The organism is Spirillospora sp. NPDC048824 (assembly GCF_043198455.1).
Lineage (GTDB): Bacteria > Actinomycetota > Actinomycetes > Streptosporangiales > Streptosporangiaceae > Spirillospora.
In genome coordinates this window covers 79,798-98,249 of sequence record NZ_JBICUS010000003.1, presented here as the reverse complement: position 1 = coordinate 98,249, position 18,452 = coordinate 79,798, and the positions used below count along the sequence as shown (strand labels likewise).

Below are 18,452 nucleotides of genomic sequence, written 5' to 3'. Positions count from 1 at the left end.
TGGACGAGTGGAAACTGCCCGCGCGGATGCCGCGGACACGGATGCGAGGGGGCGCCGATGCCCAGACCGTTCGCGTCGTCCGCGGATCTGGGCGACAAGACGCAGACGCTGGAGGTCCTGGCCGACGGGGTGTACGCGCTCACGGCCGAGGGGGACCCCAACGTCGGCGCCATCGAGGGCGAGGACTTCCTCGTCTGCTTCGAGGCCCTCGCCACACCCGCGGCGGCCCGCGACTGGCTCACCGTCCTGCGCGCGCACACCGACAAGCCGATTCGCTACCTCGTCCTGTCGCACTACCACGCCGTCCGGACGCTGGGCGCAAGCGCGTTCGGCGCCCCGGTGGTCATCGCGCACGACCTGACCCGCTCGCTGATCGCCGAACGCGGCAGGCAGGACTGGGAGTCGGAGTACGGGCGGATGCCCCGGCTCTTCAGGGAGCCGGACGGCATCCCCGGGCTCACCTGGCCGTCCGTGACGTTCTCCAGCACGCTCACCATCGACCTCGGCGGCGACCGCGGCGACCTCGACCTGGCGTACTGCGGGCGCGGCCACACCGAGGGCGACATCGTGGCGTGGCTGCCCCGGCACCGGATCCTGTTCGCCGGCGACCTCGTGGAGACGCAGGCCGCCCTCTACACCGGTGACGCGTTCCACCGCGAATGGGCTTCGGGCACGCTCGACCACGTGAACTCGTTCGGCGCCGAGACGCTCGTCGGCGGACGCGGCGCCGTCGCGCACGGCCGGGACGCCGCGCACGCCGCCGTCGGGCAGACCCGCGACTTCCTCGACACGATGCTGCGCGAGACCGGCCGGGTCCGCGACGGCGGCGGCACGCTCAAGGAGGCCTTCGCCGCCGTCCACGCCGCGCTGGCGCCCGCCTACGGCCGCTGGCCGATCTTCGAGCACTGCCTGCCGTTCGACGTGTCCCGCCTGTGGGACGAACTGGACGGCGTCGAACGCCCCAGGATCTGGACGGCCGACCGCGACCGCGAGGTCTGGGCACGGCTGCAGGACTGAGCGTCCCCGTGCGGCGGCGGATCAGTTCTCGGCCAGCACGATGACGCGGTCGTCGGCCGACAGCGTGAGCGGCGCCGTCTTGTCCGGGTTGAGCACCACCCCGTAGGCGGGCGGCTCGTGGAACCGCGCGGTCAGCCGGTAGCCGAGCGCGATCTCGCCGCGCCGCCGCGCCGCCTCGATGAGCGTCGCGAAGTCGGCCTCCTCGCCCGGCGCCAGATAGTCGCAGGCGGGCTTGAGGTAGATCTCCGAGCCGGCCGGGTCGAGCAGGTCGACGAACACGTCGTACAGGTGCCGGTTCTCGCTGAGCTGCGTCAGCATCAGGCTGATCAGCTTCTCGCTGACCACGAAGTCGTCGGCCTTGGTGACCTGCGCGATCTCCCGGTTGGCGTCGTCGTTGATCTCGCTGACGATGGCGAACGGGTCACCGAGGGCGTCCTCCATGTCGCGCAGGTGCAGCAACGTGACCAGCGTGCGGGCGTCGGCGTGCTCGCGGTCGAACCCCTCCGCCGACAGCACGATGACGTGCTGGTAGGAGCCGACGTCGAGGGACTCCAGGGACGGCCGCTCGGTCGGCTCGGCCCGGACGAAGCCGATCTTGAGGCCGGTGCACGGGCGCAGCCGCCCGGTCGGGTCCTCGCGCGGCGCGGCCACCATCAGGGCCGAACCCGAGGCGAGGAACTCGTCCAGCAGCTCGATGATCTTCGGTGCGCGGTGGTTCCAGCCGAGCATCAGCGTGCGCTCGGGGATCGGCTCGCGCGGGGTCGCCGTGGTGATCGCCGCTTCCCGGACCGGCGGCGGGGGCGCGGACGCGAGCCGGATCAGCAGGTCGTCCTCGGCCAGCACGATGATCTCGTCGTCGGCGCGGATGACGGTGTCCATCGGCGGGTTGAGCAGGACGGTCCCGTCCGCGCGCCGCAGCCCCGACGGGATGCCCAGGTCGTAGGCCGACAGCGACGCGCCGAACGTCCGCCCGTCCAGGTCCGGCTCGCGGCGCATGTAGAACTCGTGGCCGGCGAAGTCGAGCAGGTCGGTGCAGACCTGCGACAGGCCCGACTGCCGGTGCGACTGGACGATCAGCCGGATCGCGACGTCGTCGGCGTCGATCACGTGTGCGGAGCCGCCGCCCGCGAGCCGGGCGGCGGGCAGGTTCGCCGAGTCGTGGACGGCGGCGACCACGTGCGGGCGGCTCCGCCCCCACGGCCGGGAGCCGAGCGACAGCAGCACCTTGATGACCCGGGTGTCGGCGTCGTCGGCCTCCGGGGTGACGATCATGATGGAGCGGGCGGTGCCGGGACTGACCAGCTCCACGTCGGCGAGCTTCAGCGGGTCGCCGGTGCGGCACACGATGCGGGTGCGGCCGAGGTCGCCCACCCGGTCCCGGATCGCGTCCTCCATCTCCACCTTGTCGCGGTCGGCGAGGATCGCCACGCACGACCTGCGCTTGCTTTGGTTGGCCTCCACCAGTTCGGCGACCACGGTGAAGACCTGCTCGGACCAGCCGAGCAGCACGGTGTGCCCGTGCTCGACGATCCGCGACCGGCCCTTGCGCAGCTCGGCGATCTTGCCTTCGAGGCCGGTGGTGATCACGCCGATCAGCGAGCTGACGATGAAGATGCCGCCGATCGTGGCGACCAGCATCAGGGCCAGGAACGGGCCGGTGCCGGTGTCGTCGCCCATCGTGCCGGGGTCCAGCGTCCGCAGCAGGCTGCGCCAGACCATGCCGGGCCAGTTCCCGTTGTGGTCGCTGTCGCGCGGCGTGAGGACGACCGCCGTGGTCGCCACCACGAGCACCAGCCCGGCCGAGGCGAGACCGAGCCAGCCGATGAGCGCGGGCGTCCCCTTCGACATGGTCCTGTCGAACCAGTACCGGACCCGGTCCCATCGCGTCGCGCGTCTCAACGGTCTGCCCCCTCGGCCGTTACCCGGGATCTGCCCCCTCGGCCGTTCCCCGGGGATCAGCCTATTGTGTTGCCTTGTACTATTTCCGGCATTCTCCCCGGATCAGGATCGTTCGGGGGCCAGGCCGCTTCCGGGTGAGGCGCCCCCGGCGAATGCCGTGCCGGAAAGGCGATTTGCCCGTTGCGCACGCAAGAGGCCGGGGTGATGAGAATTCCATCACCCCGGCCCCTGGCGCCGTGCCGGAACGCCGCCGGCCACGCGGAGGACCGCTAGTGCGCGGCCTCGTACTGCTCGATCACATTGGCGGGGATACGGCCCCGCTCATTGACCTTGATGCCGCGGCTCTTCGCCCACTCGCGAATCTCCGCGGAGCGCTCACGGCTGCCCGCGGTCCGGGCGGCGCGGCCACCGCGGCCGGTCGGCTTGCGCGCCTTGCGCGCACCGGCCACGAACGGCTCCAGGCCGTTGCGCAGCTTGGCGGCGTTCTTCTTGCTCAGGTCGATCTCGTAAGTGGTCCCATCGAGGGAAAAGCTGACGGTCTCGTCAGCCTCTCCGCCGTCGATGTCGTCCACGAGAAGGACTTCGACCTTCTGTGCCATGCGGGGACTCCCTAGCTATGCGTCCGGCTTGGCGTCCGGATGTGCGTCGATGAATGCAGCATAGACCTCATCCGATATCTTGCCACGTTCAGAGACTTCGATGTCACTTCGCAATGCCCACTCGCGGACATCGCCGTTCGTGTAGCCCTTGATCTTCGCGGTGCGGGACTTGCGTCCCTTCCCGGCGGGCTTCACCTCGGCGGCGTTCTCGATGAAGGGCGCGAGCGCGTCCAGCGTCTCGTTCAGCCGCTTGAAGTTGTCATCGCTCAAGTCGATCGTGAACGTACGGTCCAGGACTTCGAAGTCCCGCTTTGCGACATCGGCCCCTTCGGAGCCGTCCATGTCGTCCACCCTAATGACCTTCTCGGCCATGTGTCTTCAGTCTTCCTTCCCCTGGCCTGCGCGGCGATCCCGACCGTAGCGGATTCCGGGACCCCGCATGACGTCAAGACGCGCCCGGCGGGGAAGTGGCCGTGAAGTGGCGAGGGGAATGGCGGGCGGATCAGGCGCCGTGCCGCTCGATCCAGGTGTGCAGGAGCAGCATCATCTCCAGCCGGATCGCCGGGTCCTCGATGTCGAACCCGAACATGCCGTGCAGCTGCGCCAGCCGGTAGCGGACGGTCTGCGGGTGCACGCACAGGACGTCGGCGGCGCCCGTGGCGTTGAATCCGTGCTTCATGCACTCCAGCAGGGTCACGGCGAGCCGCAGGCCCTGCCGGGGCCCGGCCTCGTCCAGCGGCGCCAGCCGCCGCGAGGCCACGATCGCGGCGAGCGTCCCGCCCTCCCGCAGCAGGAGTTCCGGCAGGTGCTCCTCCGCCCGGACGAGCACCCCGCCGCGCCGCGCGCCCCGGCCGGCGCCCCGGGTGCCCGGCCGCACGCCGGCCCGGCCCGGGGCGGCGGCGGACGCGAGTTCCAGCGCGCGCCGTGCCCACAGCAGCGATGTCCCGGCCTGGTCCACCGGGACCGACGGGCCGATCGCGCCGGTCCAGCCCGCGAGCGTCGCGGCCAGCTCGTCGATCCTGCCCGGCCCGTCGGGGTCGGGCATGATCAGGCAGGGGCGGCCGTGGTCGAGTCCCGTCAGCAGCGACGGCGGCAGCCCCGCCGGGCCCTCGCCGCCGCTGCCCGGACGCGGCCGCAGCACGATCACCGCGAGCCGTTTCGGCAGCGGCCAGCCCGCGCGGGCCGACTGCTCGCGGGCGACCTCGGGCGGCGCGGGCGGGTCCGACAGCAGCAGGGTCAGCAGCCGGCCGCGGCGCTGCTCGCGCTCCCCGGCCGCCTTCTCCCTGGCCCGCGCGTAGCCGTGCGCCGCGGCGGACGCCAGCGCGTCCAGATACGCGAAGTTGGCCTCGGCGAGCAGGCTGATCAGCGCGCGGGGGCGGCCGAGCCGCTCGGCCTCCACCGCCAGGTGCCGCCAGGCGAGCCGCGACCCGACCCGCATCGCGTTCTGCAGATGCTCCAGGCTGCGGCCCTCGACGGCCTCGCCGTAACCCACGTCGAAGAAGACCTGGTACACCTCCTTCCAGGAGGCGTCCGGGTCGGCGATCATGTGCACGAAGTGCTCCATGGCGTGCGCGACCGCAGCCTCGGCCACCCGCGAGTAGGCCGTGTCGCCCGGCCGGTCGTACTCGGGGACGTGCCTCAGCACGCCGTGCACCATGGGGCCGAGAAGGTCGGGGAGATGGGGCCGCATCCACCGGGCCTCCTCCGCGGGCACTTCGCGCCACGGCTCCTCCGTCAGGCCGTCCAGTTCGGACGATCCGGCGTGCGCGTCCTCGTATGCCGTCGTCACGGGGCACCTCCTCGGCCTGGCAACCGGCCTAACGCTCGGTCGTCTCAACCTAGGCACGCAGAGTGAGTCGCGACACTCACCGGCGTTCATCCCGCGGGCCCGAATTTGTCAGCCGTCTGACAAGCCCGCGTCCCGGACGGCGTGATCGTGAGTAAGGGGCGGACCGGGGACGGCCCCCGGTGCGGCGAGCCACCGCGCCGCGCCCCGCCGCATGACCGCATTCTGCCAATTAATTGTGGGCAAGGTCACAGCATCCGCCGTTTTCTGGGTGACGGAACAATAGTTTGAAAATATATCTTGTGCGACCGGCGGGCTAAAATGCCGCGTCGGGTGCGGACAAACGCTCGCGTAACGACCCGCATTGCGGCCTGATGACGTGCGCGCTTCGGCCGCCGGGCCGCCGTGCCGCCGGGCCGGCCCCTCCCGCAAGCGGACGCTGACATGCGCTTTTCGCGCGGGACCCCCTTGCACGGAGCGTGTCCGGGAGACGCCGGGTTGCCGGTCTGGGAAGACTCCCGCCGCCCGGACTGCCCAGGAGTGCAGTTCAGCTGTGCTCATTTCTGTAGCAAGATGACGGCCGTCTCGCCGGTTTTCCGGCCTTTACCGAGAAGGGCTTCCGGTGCCGTTTTCGGCACATGCCGGCGGGGAGCCAGGGGTCAGTAAATGGAGGGAGGGCGCATGGCCGCGTCCGTCATCGATCGATTCCGCGAGCTGGTCGTCGACGAGTCCGATCCCTTCTACTTCGACCATCCGCTCGACCACGTTCCCGGGATGCTGCTGTTCAGCGGCCTGCTCGACCTGGCCGTCCGCGCCGACGCGCTCCGTTCGCGCGGGCGGCCGCCCGGCCGGGTGGTCGCCGGACTCGACTTCACCCGCTTCTGCGAGCTGCGCGGCGCCACGACGCTGTCCTGCCGCGCCATCCCCGGCCCGAACCGGGCGTGGACGGCCGCCGCGCGCCAGGCGGGCGAGGAGGTGTGCGCGGGTTCCATCGCGTTCGCCGACGACGCCCCCGGCGCCCCGGCGGGCATGCGCGGTTCGCGGCCCCGTGGAGATCGTCGAGGCCGGACGGCAGTTCGCCGCGATGCTGGAGCACGAGGAGCACGGCAGGCCCATGGACACGACGCTGCTGTGGGTGGCGCTGCGGCTGGAGATCCCCTGCCGTATCGACCGCGGCGTCCCGCTCCTGCTGCGCTGGCCGATCGCGCACGTCCCGGGGCGCCGCTCCCACTGCAGGGCGACGCTGGCGGACGCCGTGACCGGCGCCGACCTGGGGTCGCTGACCTACGAGGCGTACGCGGCGGACCCGGAGCAGTACGCGCGGACCAGGACGCGGTGACGAGACGATGACCGACAAGCTCCTGGTGCTCGCGCCGCGCCTGCTGTTCGCGGCGGGCGCGGGCGCGCTGACCGCGGGGATCGTCCGCCACGCCGGGGGAGAGGACACGGCGGCCTCCTCTCGCCGCGGTGGGCCTGCTGGCGGCCCACCTGGGCCGGCTCCTCCTGGAGGCCCCGGTGACCTTCCGCAGCGCCGCCGCGGCACCCGCCGACGCGCGGACCCTGCTCCCGTACGCCCTGGCCCGCCTCCTCCTCATCGCGTCGGCATCGCTCGCGCCCCTTCCATGGGACGGCTGCTGGGCGTGCCCGCCGCCGTCGCGGTCGGCGGCGCCGCCGGCCGTATCCCGGACGGTGCCTGGATCGAGCCGGACGGGCGCGCCGGCACGGTCCGGATCCTGGACGAGCGTCCGGTGCGGTGACCGGCGCGCGCGAGGACCGGCACCCCTGAATCACCGGTACCCCCGAACCACCGGGCCCCGGCACGGCCCGGCACACCCCGCAGTAGCAGAGGAGTTGGCACGTGGACGAAGGAGTGTTCGGCAAGGCCGCCCAGGAACGGGCGATCGCCGAGGTCGAGGCGGAGATGGCGCGGCTGTGCGAGGTGCTCGCCGAGGGCCTCGCGATGGGCCTGGACGAGGGCCGGGAGATGGTCGGCGGCGCCATGTCGGAGTTCCTCACGGAGTTCTTCGACCTCGTCCGGGCCAAGGGATCGCGCGCCGGGACGGACGGCATGATCACGCTGCCGCTGCTGGTGCACACCGCCGAGACCGGTCATCAGGGCGATGCCCGTCCGCTGATCGGCGGCGGGTGGGTGCTGGAGGAGCAGAGGCCGGCCCGCCTCGCCGCCGTGGTGCACCTGCTCTGGTGGGCGGCGGCCCGCTATCTCGACGACCTCACCGACACGCCCGGCGCGCCGTCCCCGGGTAACGTCGCCGTCGGCAAGAAGGTGCTCACCGCGCTGGCCGTGGGAAGCCACCTGCCCGGCCGGCTCGTCGCGGACCTGCCCGTCACCGGCGGAGTCCGCGCCGCGCTCGGCGACGAGCTGTCGCGGTGCTGGCTGGACGCCGTGGACGGCCAGCTCCGCGACCTCACCGAACCGGTGTCGGCGGCGACCCCGGAGTCGGTCCTGCGCGGTTACGAGGGCAAGACCGGCTCCCCGTACGCGATGGCCGCGGCGTCGGCGGCGTGCCTGGCCGGGGCGGACGGCCGCCGCGTCACCGGCTGGCGCTCGTTCGGCCGGGCGCTCGGCGTGCTGCGCCAGCTCGTGAACGACCAGCGCGACCTCGCCTCCGGACGGCACGAGGACCTCGCCAACGGGACGGCGACGTACCTGCTCGTCCACCTGCTGGCCTCGCTGCCGGCCGGGCGGCGCCGGGCGGCGCTCGCCCTGCACGCCGCGGCCCGCCACTCCGGCTCCGCGCGCGCGGAGCTGACCGCCTGGATGCTGGACGACGAGGTCATCGACTCCTACGCGGGCTCCGTCGCGCCCCTGATCGAGCGGGCCCACGGCCACCTCGACCGGCTGGGCGGGGAGCCGGGCTGTGTCCGGGAACTGCACCGGCTGGTCGACGAGACCGTCGGCCACATGCCCGGGTTCCGTCTGGCCGTCGCGTAGGAAGGACCGTCGATGACCGCTTCCGGCGGACTACCGGAGATCCTCACGGCGCACTGCCCGCTGCTCGACGCGGCGATCGGCGAGGCCCTGAACGGCCATCCCGCCTACCAGCCGATCAGGCGGGCGGCGGGCCCGATGTTCGGCCGCCGCCGCGAGACGTGCGCCCGCCTGCTGGACCTCGTCCTGGCGGGCGACCCGCTCCCCGAGGACGATCTGGCGCGCTTCCGCGACCTCGGTGCCATGGCGGCGCGGCAGGCGATCCCGCTGCCGGTGCTGTCGGAGGCGTGGGACCTGGCGCTCGCCGCGGCGGCGCGGAGCTGCTGGACGGTCGTGCCCGCCGGGTGCTTCGCCGAGATGGCGGAGCTGACGGCGTGTGCGGCGCGGCTCGCCGGGCGGGCGCGGGAGGGATGCATCCGCGGCTACGCCGAGGCGCCCAGCGAGGGGAGCAGGTCGCGGCCGCTGCGGCGCCTCCTGGCCGAGACCCTGATCGACGGCGCGCCCGCGGACGTCATCGCCGACGCGGCCGGGGTCCGTCTGGCGCCCGCCTACCTCGTCCTGCTGTGCGAGGCCCCGGCGCTCGCGTCGGCCGCGCACTGGGAGCGGACGAGCGAACGCCTGGAGGCATGGGACGGCGTCCTGTACTCCGGTGACCTGTCCAGGCTCGTGGTGTTGTTGCCGGCCGCCGACCCGCTGCGCGCCGAGGACCGTGCCGCCGAGTTCACGGCCGTCCTCACGGGCTGGACGCGCGGACCGGTGCACGCAGCCGCGTCCCTCCTCGGCGGCCTTGAGGACATCCCCGCGGCGCTGGAGGAGGCGTCGCAGGTGCTGACGCTCGTCAAGGCCATCCCCGACGCCGAGGACCGCCCCTACCGGGCGGACGAGCTGCTGGTCGAGCTCGCCATCCTCGGGCAGCCCGGCATCCGCGGCCGGCTCGCCGCCGCGCTGTCCCCGCTCGACGCCGGCACCGACCTCCGCCGCACCCTGGAGGTCCTGCTCGCCTGCAACCTCGACCGGGAACGGGCCGCGCGGGAGCTGTGGATCCACCGCCGCACCCTCCACTACCGCCTGGACCGCATCAGGGACCTGTCCGGCATCGACCCGAGTTCGGCGCGCGGCATCCAGCTGTTCCGGGCGGCGCTCACCTCGGCGCGCCTGACGAGCCTGGACGGCGGCAGCGGCGGCGACGGCGGCGCCGGTGGTGACGGCGCCGGTGTTGATGGCGCGGGTGGTGACGGCGCCGGTGATGGGGGAGGCCGCGCCGGGGACACGTCCCTGCCCCCGCCGCTGAGCGCCTGAGGCGGCACCATGGACTTCCCCCTGCCGTCCCGGTGCTGTCGGCGGGCCTGCTCCTGGCCTGGTCGCGGGCGCCGGCCGGGTGGACCCTCGCCGCGCTGGCCCCGCTCGCCGTGCCCGCGGCCGCCTGGAGATTCGGGCGCGGGCGGGACCGGCGATGGCCGCGCACCGCACCGGCCCTGTATCTGCCGCTGTCCTTCGCGGGCTACATCGTCCTCGGGCTGGCCCGATGACGGAAGGGGCGGACCGCCCTCAGGCCAGGCCCATGTCCCGCTTGACGGCCTCGAACTCCACCGCCATCGCGTCGGAGAGCGCCTTGGCCCCCGACAGCGGCCGGACCATGACGCAGAACTCGTCGATGAGGCCGTCGTCGTCGTGGTGCAGGAAGTCGCAGCCGTGCACCTCCCGGTCACCGACCCGCGCCTTGAAGATCAGCGCGTGGTCGCGGCCGTCGCCGATCTCGTTGACGTACCGGAAGTCCGCGAACACCCGGGTCACCGCGCGCAGGATCGCCGACACCATCGCGCGCCCCTCGTACGGCGCGAACGCCACCGGGCTGAGGAACGTGACGTCCTCGGCCAGCAGCGCCGGGAGGGCGTCGACGTCGCCCTTCTCAATGGCCGCGCGGAACGGGTGCATCGGGCCCACCTCCAGGGTCGGATCATCGGCCCCGCGACGTCCCGGGGTGCCGGAAATCCTAGGGGGGAGGGTCCCGTCCGCGATCACCGGGGCGGCGCGTCAGCCCGCCGGCCGGAGCAGCACCTTGATCGCGCCGTCCTGCTTCTTCTGGAACATCTCGTACGCCCGCGGCGCCTCGGCCAGCGGCCAGCGGTGCGTCGCGAGGTCCATCACGCCGAGCGGGTCGGAGTCGTCGGTGACCAGCGGCATCAGCTCGTCGACCCAGCGGCGGACGTGCGCCTGGCCCATCCGCAGCGTCACGCCCTTGTCGAACATCCGCAACATCGGCAGCGGGTCCGTCATGCCCCCGTACACGCCGATGAGGGCGATCGTCCCGCTCCGCCGGACGACCTCGATCGCGGTGCCGAGCGCGGCGAGCCGGTCCACCCCGACGCGCGACATCAGTGGCGCCGCGGTGTTGCCGGGCATCAGCCCGGTGAGGGTCTGCGCGAACTTGGCGCCCGGCGAGCCGTGCGCCTCCATCCCGACCGCGTCGATCACCGAGTCGGTGCCGCGGCCCCCGGTGATCTGGCGGACCGCGTCGGGGACGTCGTCGGCGTCGTCGGAGTCGATCACCTCGATGCCGTGCCGCCGCGCCATCTCCAGCCGCTCGGGCACGAAGTCCACGGCGATCACCCGGTGCCCCAGATGACGGGCGATCCGGGCGGCCATCTGCCCGATCGGGCCGAGGCCGAGCACGGTGACCGTCCCGCCCTCCGGGATGGCGGCCCAGTCCACGGCCTGCCGCGCGGTGGGCAGCACGTCCGACAGGTACACGAACCGCTCGTCCGGCGGGCCCTCCGGCACCTTGATCGGCCCGAAATGCGCCTGCGGCACCCGCAGGTACTCGGCCTGCCCGCCCGGCACCTGCCCGTACAGCTTGGTGTAGCCGAACAGCGCCGCGCCCATTCCCTGCTCGCGGACCTGCGTGGTCTCGCACTGGGCGTACAGCTGCATGTCGCACATGTGGCAGCGGCCGCAGGAGATGTTGAACGGGATGACGACGCGGTCGCCGGGCCGGATGTGCGCGACGTCCGGACCGGTCTCCTCGACGATGCCCATCGGCTCGTGGCCGAGAACGTCGCCCTCACTGAGGAACGGGCCGAGCACCTCGTACAGGTGCAGGTCCGACCCGCAGATCCCGGACGAGGTCACCCTGATGATCGCGTCGTCCGGCTCCTTGATCTCCGGATCGGGCACGTCCTCGACCCGCACGTCGCGCTTGCCATGCCAGGTGACAGCCTTCATCGTCGTTCCTCCAAGCACAGGGGCCGCCCGGCGGCGAGCGGCAGGGACCGTCGCTGCCGCCCTACCCGGTCGACCGGGGCGAAACGTCGCGGGGCGGCCGGCCGTGCCGCCGCGCCGACTGAGGCGGCCTCAGCGGGGTAGAGCACGCCCATGGAAGTCGCCCCCCTGCGTCTCGGTGTACTCGACATCGGCTCCAACTCGGCTCACCTGCGGGTCGCCGACCTCGATTCCGGGCATCCGCCCCTGCCCGTCCGGTCGGTGAAGACCGCGGTCCGCCTCGCCGAGGCGACCGACAAGCACGGCGTCATCCACCGGCCCGCCGTCGAGCGGCTGATCCACGCGGTGCGGGAGTCGGTCGCCGCCGCGGCCGCGCTCGACGTCGACGAGCTGATCCCTTTCGCGACGTCCGCGCTGCGGGACGCCGCCAACCGCGACGACGTCGCCGCCGAGGTCCGCGCCGCCACGGGCGTCGGCCTCGGATTCCTCACCGGCGAGCAGGAGGCGCGGCTGACGTTCCTCGCCGCCCGGCGGTGGTGCGGATGGTCCGCGGGCCCGATGCTGCTGGCCGACATCGGCGGCGGCTCCATGGAACTGGCCTGCGGCGCGGGCCTGGAACCGGAGATCGCACTGTCGCTGCCGCTCGGTGCCGGCCGCCTCACCCGCCACCACCTTCCGCCGCGCCGGCCCGTGCCGAAACGCACCCGCAAGGCGCTGCGCGCCCATGCCAGATCCGTCCTGGAAGAGGCGACGCGGGGGATGGCGCAGCTGCCGCCGCCGGTCACCGCCGTGGCGACGTCCAAGACGTTCACCCAGCTCGCACGGCTGTGCGGCGCCGCGAAGGCGAAGGCCGGGCCCTACCGGGAGCGGTACCTCGACCGGCGCGAGCTGCACCGCTGGATCCCGAGGCTGGCGGCGCGAACCGACGCGGAGCGGGCCGCGCTGCGCGGGGTGAAGGCGTCGCGGGCCCGCCAGATCCTCGCCGGCGCCATCGTGGCCGAGGCCGTGATGGACGTCCTCTCCCTCGACCGGCTCGCCGTCTGCCCGTGGGCGCTCCGCGAGGGCCTCTTCCTGCACCGGCTGGACGCCCTCGTCGAGGGCCGCCGCCCCGGCGCGTTCCCCGAGCACGGTCCCGTGACCATGCGGGACATGCACCTGCGCGCCGTCCCCTGACCGCGGGCCGGGGCGGTCAGCGGGCGTAGGTGCCGACGAGGGTGGCGGTGGCGAGCACGTTGTCCTTCATGGCGGCGCGCAGGTCGTCCACCGAGAACCCGGAGGTCAGGCCGGACGGCCGGCGCAGCGCGTACAGGGTGAACACGTAGCGGTGCGGCGGGTCCCCGGCGGGCGGCTGCGGGCCGCCGTAGCCGACGTCGCCGAAGTCGTTGCGGCCCTTGGCGATGCGGGGACGGTCCTCCCCGGCCGCGAGCCCGTCGCGCTCCGGCGGAATCCCGCCCAGCATCCAGTGGACGAACGTCCCGCCGGGCGCGTCCGGGTCCTCGCAGGTCAGCAGGAGATCGAGGCAGGCGGCGGGTACACCGGACCATCTCAGCTCCGGGGAGACGTCCCCCGACTCGCGGGAGTGGGCCACCGGGATCGGCCCGTCGGCGGTGAACGCCGGGCTCGTCAGTGTCATCTGCTCCATGGTGCCGTGGTGCCCGCGGGAGGGCCGTCGATGCCCCGTCCCCGCGTTTGAAACGGGACTGCGCGGCAAGTGCCCCGGTGGGTTCGGACGAGGGAGGGGAGGCCGGATGACGGCGGTCCAGGGGAGGGACGAGGCGAGCGTCGCCGACGCGCTCGCGCGGCACCGCCGCGGCACCAGGATCGGGAACGTGCTGGCGACGACGGACCACAAGGTCGTCGGCTACCTGTATCTCGGCACCTCGTTCACGCTCTTCCTGATCGCCGGGCTGATGGCCATGGTCATCCGGGCGGAGCTGCTGGAGCCCGGGCTGCAGGTGGTGGACAAGACGCAGTACAACCAGATGTTCACCATCCACGGCACGATCATGCTGCTGCTGTTCGCGACCCCGCTGTTCGCCGGGTTCGCCAACGTGATCGTCCCGCTGCAGATCGGCGCCCCGGACGTGGCGTTCCCCCGCCTGAACACGCTCAGCTACTGGCTGTTCCTGTTCGGCGCGCTCATGGTGCTGGCGGGGTTCGTCGTGCCGGGCGGCGCGGCGTCCTTCGGCTGGTTCTCCTACTCGCCGCTGTCGTCGGCGACCTACTCGCCGGGCCTCGGCGGCGACCTGTGGGTGATGGGCCTGGTGCTGTCCGGGTTCGGGACGATCTTCACCTCGGTCAACCTGATCACCACGATCATCGCGATGCGCGCCCCCGGCATGGTGATGTTCCGGATGCCGATCTTCTGCTGGAACACCCTGCTCACCAGCGTGATGGTGCTGATCGCCTTCCCCGTCCTCGCCGCCGCGCTGCTGGCCCTGGAGGCCGACCGCAAGCTCGGCGCGCACATCTACGATCCCTCGCACGGCGGCGCGATGATCTGGCAGCACCTGTTCTGGTTCTTCGGGCATCCCGAGGTCTACATCATCGCGCTGCCGTTCTTCGGGATCATCACCGAGATCATCCCGGTGTTCGCCCGCAAGCCCATCTTCGGCTACCTCGGCATGGTGGGCGCCACCATCGCGATCACCGGGCTGTCGATGACGGTGTGGGCGCACCACATGTTCGCCACCGGCCAGGTCCTGCTGCCGTTCTTCTCCCTGACCTCCTTCATGATCGCCGTTCCGACCGGCATCAAGTTCTTCAACTGGGTCGGGACCCTGTGGAAGGGGCAGCTGACGTTCGAGGCGCCCATGCTGTTCGCGCTGGGGTTCCTCGCCACGTTCCTGTTCGGCGGCCTGACCGGGGTGATCCTCGCGTCCCCGCCCATGGACTTCCACCTCACCGACTCCTACTTCGTCGTCGGCCACTTCCACTACGTCGTCTTCGGCACCGTCGTGTTCGCCATGTTCGGCGGCTTCTACTTCTGGTGGCCGAAGATGACCGGCAAGAAGCTGAACGAGGCCTGGGGGAAGGTCCATTTCTGGTCGCTGTTCGCCGGCTTCCACACGACGTTCCTCGTCCAGCACTGGCTCGGCGCCGAGGGCATGCCCCGCCGGTACGCCGACTATCCCGAGGAGTTCGCCGCGCTGAACCTCGTCTCGTCGATCGGCTCGTTCGTCCTCGGCGCCTCGACGTTCGCCTTCCTGTGGAACATCTGGCGGACGCACAGGCGCGGCGAGACGGTCGGGAGGAACGACCCGTGGGGCGCCGGCGCTTCGCTGGAGTGGGCCACGTCCTGCCCCCCGCCGCGGCACAACTTCACGTCGATGCCGCGGATCCGCTCCGTCCGTCCCGCGTTCGACCTGCACTACCCGCCCCTGGAGCCGCCGCAGGAGGCCGAGCCGGCCCTCCCCGAGCCCTCGGACCGGCCCAGGGAGTAGGCGGCCCGGGGGGCTCAGCCGCCGTCCTTCTGCGCGTCGTGGTCGTGGTCCAGGTCGCCCTGGCCGCCGCCGTACGACTCGGTCTGGTAGTTCATGTAGAAGCGGTTGACGCGGGTCCGCACCTGGGTGCGGGCGCGGTCCGGCGTCGGCAGCGGGACGAGGTGGTTCGGGTAGGGGGCGACGAGTTCCCCCGGCCGCCGGGTCCGCAGGAGCGCCTCCTGCTCCTCCGACGCCTGCTCGTGCCGTTCGCTGTAACCGCCGTCCGGGCTCAGCGAGATCAGGCCGCTCTCCACGCCTTCGCGGCGCTCCCGCAGGTCCCGCCGCTGCAGGCTGAGGCAGATCCGCCGGGTGATGGCGAACGCCAGGATCGGCGCGGCGAAGAACCCGATGCGGAAGAACCACGTCGTCCAGTACAGCGGGATGCCGAAGACGTACGAGATGACGTCGTTGCCTCCCGCCGCCCACAGGTTTCCGTACCAGGCGACGGCGGCCATGCCGATCGCGGTCCTGGTCGCGGCGTTGCGCGGGCGGTCGAGCAGGTGATGGAGGCGTTCGTCTCCCGTGGCCCAGCGTTCCACGAACGGGTACATCGCGATGAGCGTGAAGAAGACCCCCGGCAGGACGACGGCGGGCAGCAGCACGTTCCACGAGATGTTGTGCCCGAACAGGGTCGTCTCCAGGGGCGGCATGATGCGCAGGGAGCCTTCGAGGAACCCGACATACCAGTCGGGCTGCGAGCCGAACGAAATCTGGTCCGGCTCGTACGGGCCGTAGAGCCACACGGGGTTGGTCTGCAGGAACGCCCCCATACCGGCCAGCACACCGAACGTGAACAGGAAGTACGCGGCGCTCTGCGCGGCGAAGTGCGGGAACGTCGGCTCGCCTGACACCGCCCGCTCCCGCCGTCCCCTGCCCGGCCAGATCGTGTGCGTCTGGTGCCAGAGGATCATCAGGTGCGCGGTGATGAGCGCGAGCAGGAGCCCGGGGATGAGCAGGATGTGCAGGGTGAACAGCCGCGGGATGAAGCTCTCGCTGGCGGGGAACTCGCCGCCGAAGACCCACAGGCTCAGATAGGTGCCGGCGACGGGGATCGACATCACGATGCCCTGCATGATCCGCAGGCCGGTGCCGGACAGCAGGTCGTCGGGGAGCGAGTACCCGGCGAACCCCTCGGTCAGCGCCAGCACGAACAGCGTCACGCCGATCAGCCAGTTGATCTCGCGCGGCTTGCGGAACGCCCCGGTGAAGAAGATGCGCATCAGGTGGACGCTGATCGCGGCGAGGAAGACGATCGCCGCCCAGTGGTGGATCTGCCGCATCAGCAGGCCGCCCCGCACGTCGAAGGAGATGTGCAGCGTGGACGCGTACGCCTCGCTCATCTCGACGCCCTTCAACGACGTGTACGAGCCGTCGTAGACGACGTGCGCGCCGCTCGGCTTGAAGAACAGCGTCAGGTAGACGCCGGTGATGAGCAGGATGATGAACGAGTACAGCGCGATCTCGCCGAGCAGGAACGACCAGTGCTTGGGGAACGCCTTGCCGATGTTCCTGTGAAGGAACTGCGTCGAGCCGAGCCGGTCGTTGACACCCCAGGCGACCTTCTCCAGCCTCTCGGCCCTCGACCTGCCCTTCCGTCCCGCCATCGCGCATCTCCCCTGGCAGAGCTGTGATCTCCGGAGGGCCGGTACCCGGGGCCGGGTAGGGCAAACGGTCGCCCCCGCGGGGGCTCAGGCGCTCGCCGAGCGGGGGGATTTCGCGCATCCCGGAAGAGCGCGGCGTCTGCGGTGCCGTCGTGCTGGTCAGGCCACGCGGGGGCGCCCGGCGGACGCGTTGAGGTCCCGGCGCAGGTCCCGGACGTCGGCCCGCAGCCGGTCGGCGGACCGGGGATCGTGTTCGAGTCCGCCGAGACCGTCCTCGATCAGGTCGAGTTCGGTGGCGCGCAGCCGCGCGAGCAGCCGGCGCGGCTCCCCGGCAGGCACGTCCCACCGCTCCTTCCTGCGCCACTTGCGGTAGGCGAGGACATGGCCCTCGCCCGGAACGAGGACGCCGCTTGCGGTCTCGGCGTGCGCCGTCCGCCGGAAATGCGACAGGTAGCGGCGCCTGGAGATCCGGTAGGTGACGATCGCCGCGAGCAGGATCGGGGCGCCCTTCACCGGCAGCAGCAGCACACCGGGCAGAACGGGCGAATCCCACCAGGAATGCAGGGCCATCGCCAGGACGAAACCGCCGGCCGCGACGGCCAGGCTCGCCCGGGACGCCCTGCCGAGCAGGCACCCGAGGCCCGCCCCGCCGACCGCCGTCATCGCCCAGTGGCTCCACCACGCGCCGCCGACCACCCGGCTGCCGAAAGAGAACAACGCCGCGTTCACGTCCTGCGTCGCCCCCGTCAGGACGATGGTGTTGAGGACGTACAGAAAGTTCTCGGACGCCTGGAACCCCAGCCCGGTCAGCGCGCCGTAGCCCCACCCGTCCAGCGGCCCGCGGATCGCCGACGGCGCCATCAGCGCCAGCGTCGCGACGCCGAGCAGCTTCAGGACCTCCTCGTCGACCGGCGCGGCGATCGACGCGCCCCACGCGGAGTTGAACCCCGGCCCGGCCGTCTTCCCGATGACCGCCTGGAACGCCGCGTTGGTGGGCAGCGCCAGCCCGAACGCGGCCAGCCCGCCCCACGCCACCGCGATGAGTGCGTACCCGGCCGGGCGCGACCGGACCGGATGCAGGCGCCGCAGCCCCCACACCCCCGCCGCCAGCGCCGGCGCGAGCAGCGCGACACCGGCGATCGAACCGGCCGGGAACGCCCGGACCGCCGCGTCCAGGCCCCGCCACGCGAGCCAGGCCCCGAGCAGGCACACCGCTGCCCACAGCCAGAACGCGGGGCGGCGTGTCATGGCCACGACGCCCTGATCCGCACGCTCTGCGCCATGGCCTCGGCCTCCGCGGCCACCTTGCGGAACGCGCGCGGCGGCCCGGCGGCCGTCACCGTGGCCCCGAGCGTGTCGGTGGCGAACACGGCGGCCATGCCCGCGTGGTCCCGCCCCATGAGCCTGCCGGTCAGGCCTGTCAGCCCGTGCGCCGTCATGATCGGAGCGGGCCGCGCGCCCAGCCGCGTCTGCCCGCCCACCGCGACGATCCGCCCGAGTCCGTCCCACAGCCTCCGCGCGTCCATCGGGCCCAGCGGGACCACCACGTTCAGGTGGAACACGACGTCGCCGCTGAACAACTCGACGCTGTTCGCCAGGGAGGTGTCCGCCTTGCTGAGCATCCAGCGGGCGGACGGGACGACGAACGTCACCGGGCGGGCGCCTTCGCGTTCCGTTCCGGCGGAAAGGACCGTCCCGGGCGCCAGTGGCGCGCCGCCGCCTCCCAGCGCCCCGTTCAGCAGGGGCAGCCCCGCGCAGAGGATCAGGAGCACGAGCGCCACGACGCCCGTGCCCCACCATCTCACCCGCGTCACGCAGCCCCCCGATGACGTGCGCTGCGGAAATGCCCCCTGGTGACGGCCCTAAACAAGATCAAGGACCGCCCTCCCGGGGCGTGTG

19 protein-coding genes and 1 pseudogene are annotated in these 18,452 nt (G+C 72.4%); 9 read left to right on the top strand and 11 right to left on the bottom strand.

Annotated features, from left to right (window positions below):
* The first annotated feature begins 57 nt into the window (after positions 1–57).
* Positions 58–1,017 (top strand): MBL fold metallo-hydrolase, encoded by a 960-nt coding sequence (locus ACGFIS_RS06875; RefSeq protein ID WP_392908896.1) that lies wholly within the window; start codon positions 58–60, stop codon positions 1,015–1,017.
* A gap of 21 nt (positions 1,018–1,038) precedes the next feature.
* Here ACGFIS_RS06875 and ACGFIS_RS06870 read toward each other — a convergent pair whose 3' ends face one another.
* From ACGFIS_RS06870 to ACGFIS_RS06855, 4 genes are all read right to left on the bottom strand, one after another.
* Complete coding sequence (locus ACGFIS_RS06870; protein ID WP_392969902.1) at positions 1,039–2,916, bottom strand: potassium transporter TrkA; 1,878 nt, start codon at positions 2,914–2,916, stop codon at positions 1,039–1,041.
* Positions 2,917–3,185: 269 nt separating this feature from the next.
* Positions 3,186–3,515, bottom strand: coding sequence for an Lsr2 family protein (locus ACGFIS_RS06865; protein ID WP_392908892.1), 330 nt, complete (start codon positions 3,513–3,515; stop codon positions 3,186–3,188).
* A 15-nt stretch (positions 3,516–3,530) separates the two neighbouring features.
* Positions 3,531–3,887 (bottom strand): histone-like nucleoid-structuring protein Lsr2, encoded by a 357-nt coding sequence (locus ACGFIS_RS06860; protein WP_392908890.1) that lies wholly within the window; start codon positions 3,885–3,887, stop codon positions 3,531–3,533.
* A gap of 130 nt (positions 3,888–4,017) precedes the next feature.
* Positions 4,018–5,304, bottom strand: a complete 1,287-nt coding sequence (locus ACGFIS_RS06855) for a PucR family transcriptional regulator (protein ID WP_392908888.1) — start codon at positions 5,302–5,304, stop codon at positions 4,018–4,020.
* Positions 5,305–5,967: 663 nt separating this feature from the next.
* On the opposite strand from ACGFIS_RS06855, the pseudogene ACGFIS_RS06850 reads away from it, so the two are divergent.
* A pseudogene (locus ACGFIS_RS06850) lies at positions 5,968–6,054 on the top strand (hypothetical protein); the annotation flags it as partial.
* Here the strand turns inward: ACGFIS_RS06850 and ACGFIS_RS06845 are convergent.
* Positions 6,042–6,332, bottom strand: a complete 291-nt coding sequence (locus tag ACGFIS_RS06845) for a hypothetical protein (protein WP_392970109.1) — start codon at positions 6,330–6,332, stop codon at positions 6,042–6,044. The pseudogene ACGFIS_RS06850 and the gene ACGFIS_RS06845 sit on opposite strands and share 13 nt — an antisense overlap.
* Before the next feature lie 17 nt (positions 6,333–6,349).
* Between ACGFIS_RS06845 and ACGFIS_RS06840 the strand changes: the two genes are divergently transcribed.
* From ACGFIS_RS06840 to ACGFIS_RS06820, 5 genes are all read left to right on the top strand, one after another.
* Positions 6,350–6,640 carry a hypothetical protein gene (locus tag ACGFIS_RS06840; RefSeq protein WP_392909279.1) on the top strand — a complete coding sequence of 97 codons (291 nt, stop codon included), beginning with the start codon at positions 6,350–6,352 and terminating at the stop codon, positions 6,638–6,640.
* Positions 6,641–6,647: 7 nt separating this feature from the next.
* A complete protein-coding gene (locus ACGFIS_RS06835; protein WP_392908886.1) occupies positions 6,648–7,058 on the top strand; it encodes a hypothetical protein in 411 nt (136 codons plus the stop codon).
* Positions 7,059–7,159: 101 nt separating this feature from the next.
* The gene (locus ACGFIS_RS06830; RefSeq protein ID WP_392908884.1) at positions 7,160–8,254 is read left to right on the top strand and encodes a polyprenyl synthetase family protein; all 1,095 of its coding nucleotides are present in this window, start codon (positions 7,160–7,162) and stop codon (positions 8,252–8,254) included.
* A gap of 12 nt (positions 8,255–8,266) precedes the next feature.
* Positions 8,267–9,550 carry a PucR family transcriptional regulator gene (locus ACGFIS_RS06825; protein WP_392908882.1) on the top strand — a complete coding sequence of 428 codons (1,284 nt, stop codon included), beginning with the start codon at positions 8,267–8,269 and terminating at the stop codon, positions 9,548–9,550.
* Positions 9,551–9,582: 32 nt separating this feature from the next.
* Positions 9,583–9,780: a hypothetical protein gene (locus tag ACGFIS_RS06820; protein WP_392908880.1), complete on the top strand. Its 198-nt coding sequence runs from the start codon at positions 9,583–9,585 to the stop codon at positions 9,778–9,780.
* A gap of 19 nt (positions 9,781–9,799) precedes the next feature.
* Here ACGFIS_RS06820 and ACGFIS_RS06815 read toward each other — a convergent pair whose 3' ends face one another.
* Together ACGFIS_RS06815 and ACGFIS_RS06810 are read right to left on the bottom strand one after the other, a co-directional pair.
* Positions 9,800–10,186: a nuclear transport factor 2 family protein gene (locus tag ACGFIS_RS06815; RefSeq protein WP_392908878.1), complete on the bottom strand. Its 387-nt coding sequence runs from the start codon at positions 10,184–10,186 to the stop codon at positions 9,800–9,802.
* Between the two features lie 99 nt (positions 10,187–10,285).
* A complete protein-coding gene (locus ACGFIS_RS06810; protein ID WP_392908876.1) occupies positions 10,286–11,473 on the bottom strand; it encodes a zinc-dependent alcohol dehydrogenase in 1,188 nt (395 codons plus the stop codon).
* Positions 11,474–11,623: 150 nt separating this feature from the next.
* On the opposite strand from ACGFIS_RS06810, the gene ACGFIS_RS06805 reads away from it, so the two are divergent.
* Positions 11,624–12,643 (top strand): Ppx/GppA phosphatase family protein, encoded by a 1,020-nt coding sequence (locus ACGFIS_RS06805; protein WP_392908874.1) that lies wholly within the window; start codon positions 11,624–11,626, stop codon positions 12,641–12,643.
* Positions 12,644–12,659: 16 nt separating this feature from the next.
* Here ACGFIS_RS06805 and ACGFIS_RS06800 read toward each other — a convergent pair whose 3' ends face one another.
* A complete protein-coding gene (locus ACGFIS_RS06800) occupies positions 12,660–13,103 on the bottom strand; it encodes a YbhB/YbcL family Raf kinase inhibitor-like protein (RefSeq protein WP_392908872.1) in 444 nt (147 codons plus the stop codon).
* A 115-nt stretch (positions 13,104–13,218) separates the two neighbouring features.
* Between ACGFIS_RS06800 and ctaD the strand changes: the two genes are divergently transcribed.
* The gene (gene ctaD, locus ACGFIS_RS06795) at positions 13,219–14,913 is read left to right on the top strand and encodes a cytochrome c oxidase subunit I (protein ID WP_392908870.1); all 1,695 of its coding nucleotides are present in this window, start codon (positions 13,219–13,221) and stop codon (positions 14,911–14,913) included.
* Positions 14,914–14,927: 14 nt separating this feature from the next.
* Here ctaD and ACGFIS_RS06790 read toward each other — a convergent pair whose 3' ends face one another.
* The 3 genes from ACGFIS_RS06790 to ACGFIS_RS06780 form a co-directional block, all read right to left on the bottom strand.
* Positions 14,928–16,556 (bottom strand): cytochrome bc complex cytochrome b subunit, encoded by a 1,629-nt coding sequence (locus tag ACGFIS_RS06790; protein WP_392969899.1) that lies wholly within the window; start codon positions 16,554–16,556, stop codon positions 14,928–14,930.
* Positions 16,557–16,712: 156 nt separating this feature from the next.
* Positions 16,713–17,801, bottom strand: coding sequence for a PrsW family intramembrane metalloprotease (locus ACGFIS_RS06785; protein ID WP_392909256.1), 1,089 nt, complete (start codon positions 17,799–17,801; stop codon positions 16,713–16,715).
* Positions 17,798–18,367 carry a hypothetical protein gene (locus ACGFIS_RS06780; protein WP_392908862.1) on the bottom strand — a complete coding sequence of 190 codons (570 nt, stop codon included), beginning with the start codon at positions 18,365–18,367 and terminating at the stop codon, positions 17,798–17,800. The genes ACGFIS_RS06785 and ACGFIS_RS06780 overlap by 4 nt, the downstream gene beginning before the upstream one ends.
* Positions 18,368–18,452 lie beyond the last annotated feature (85 nt).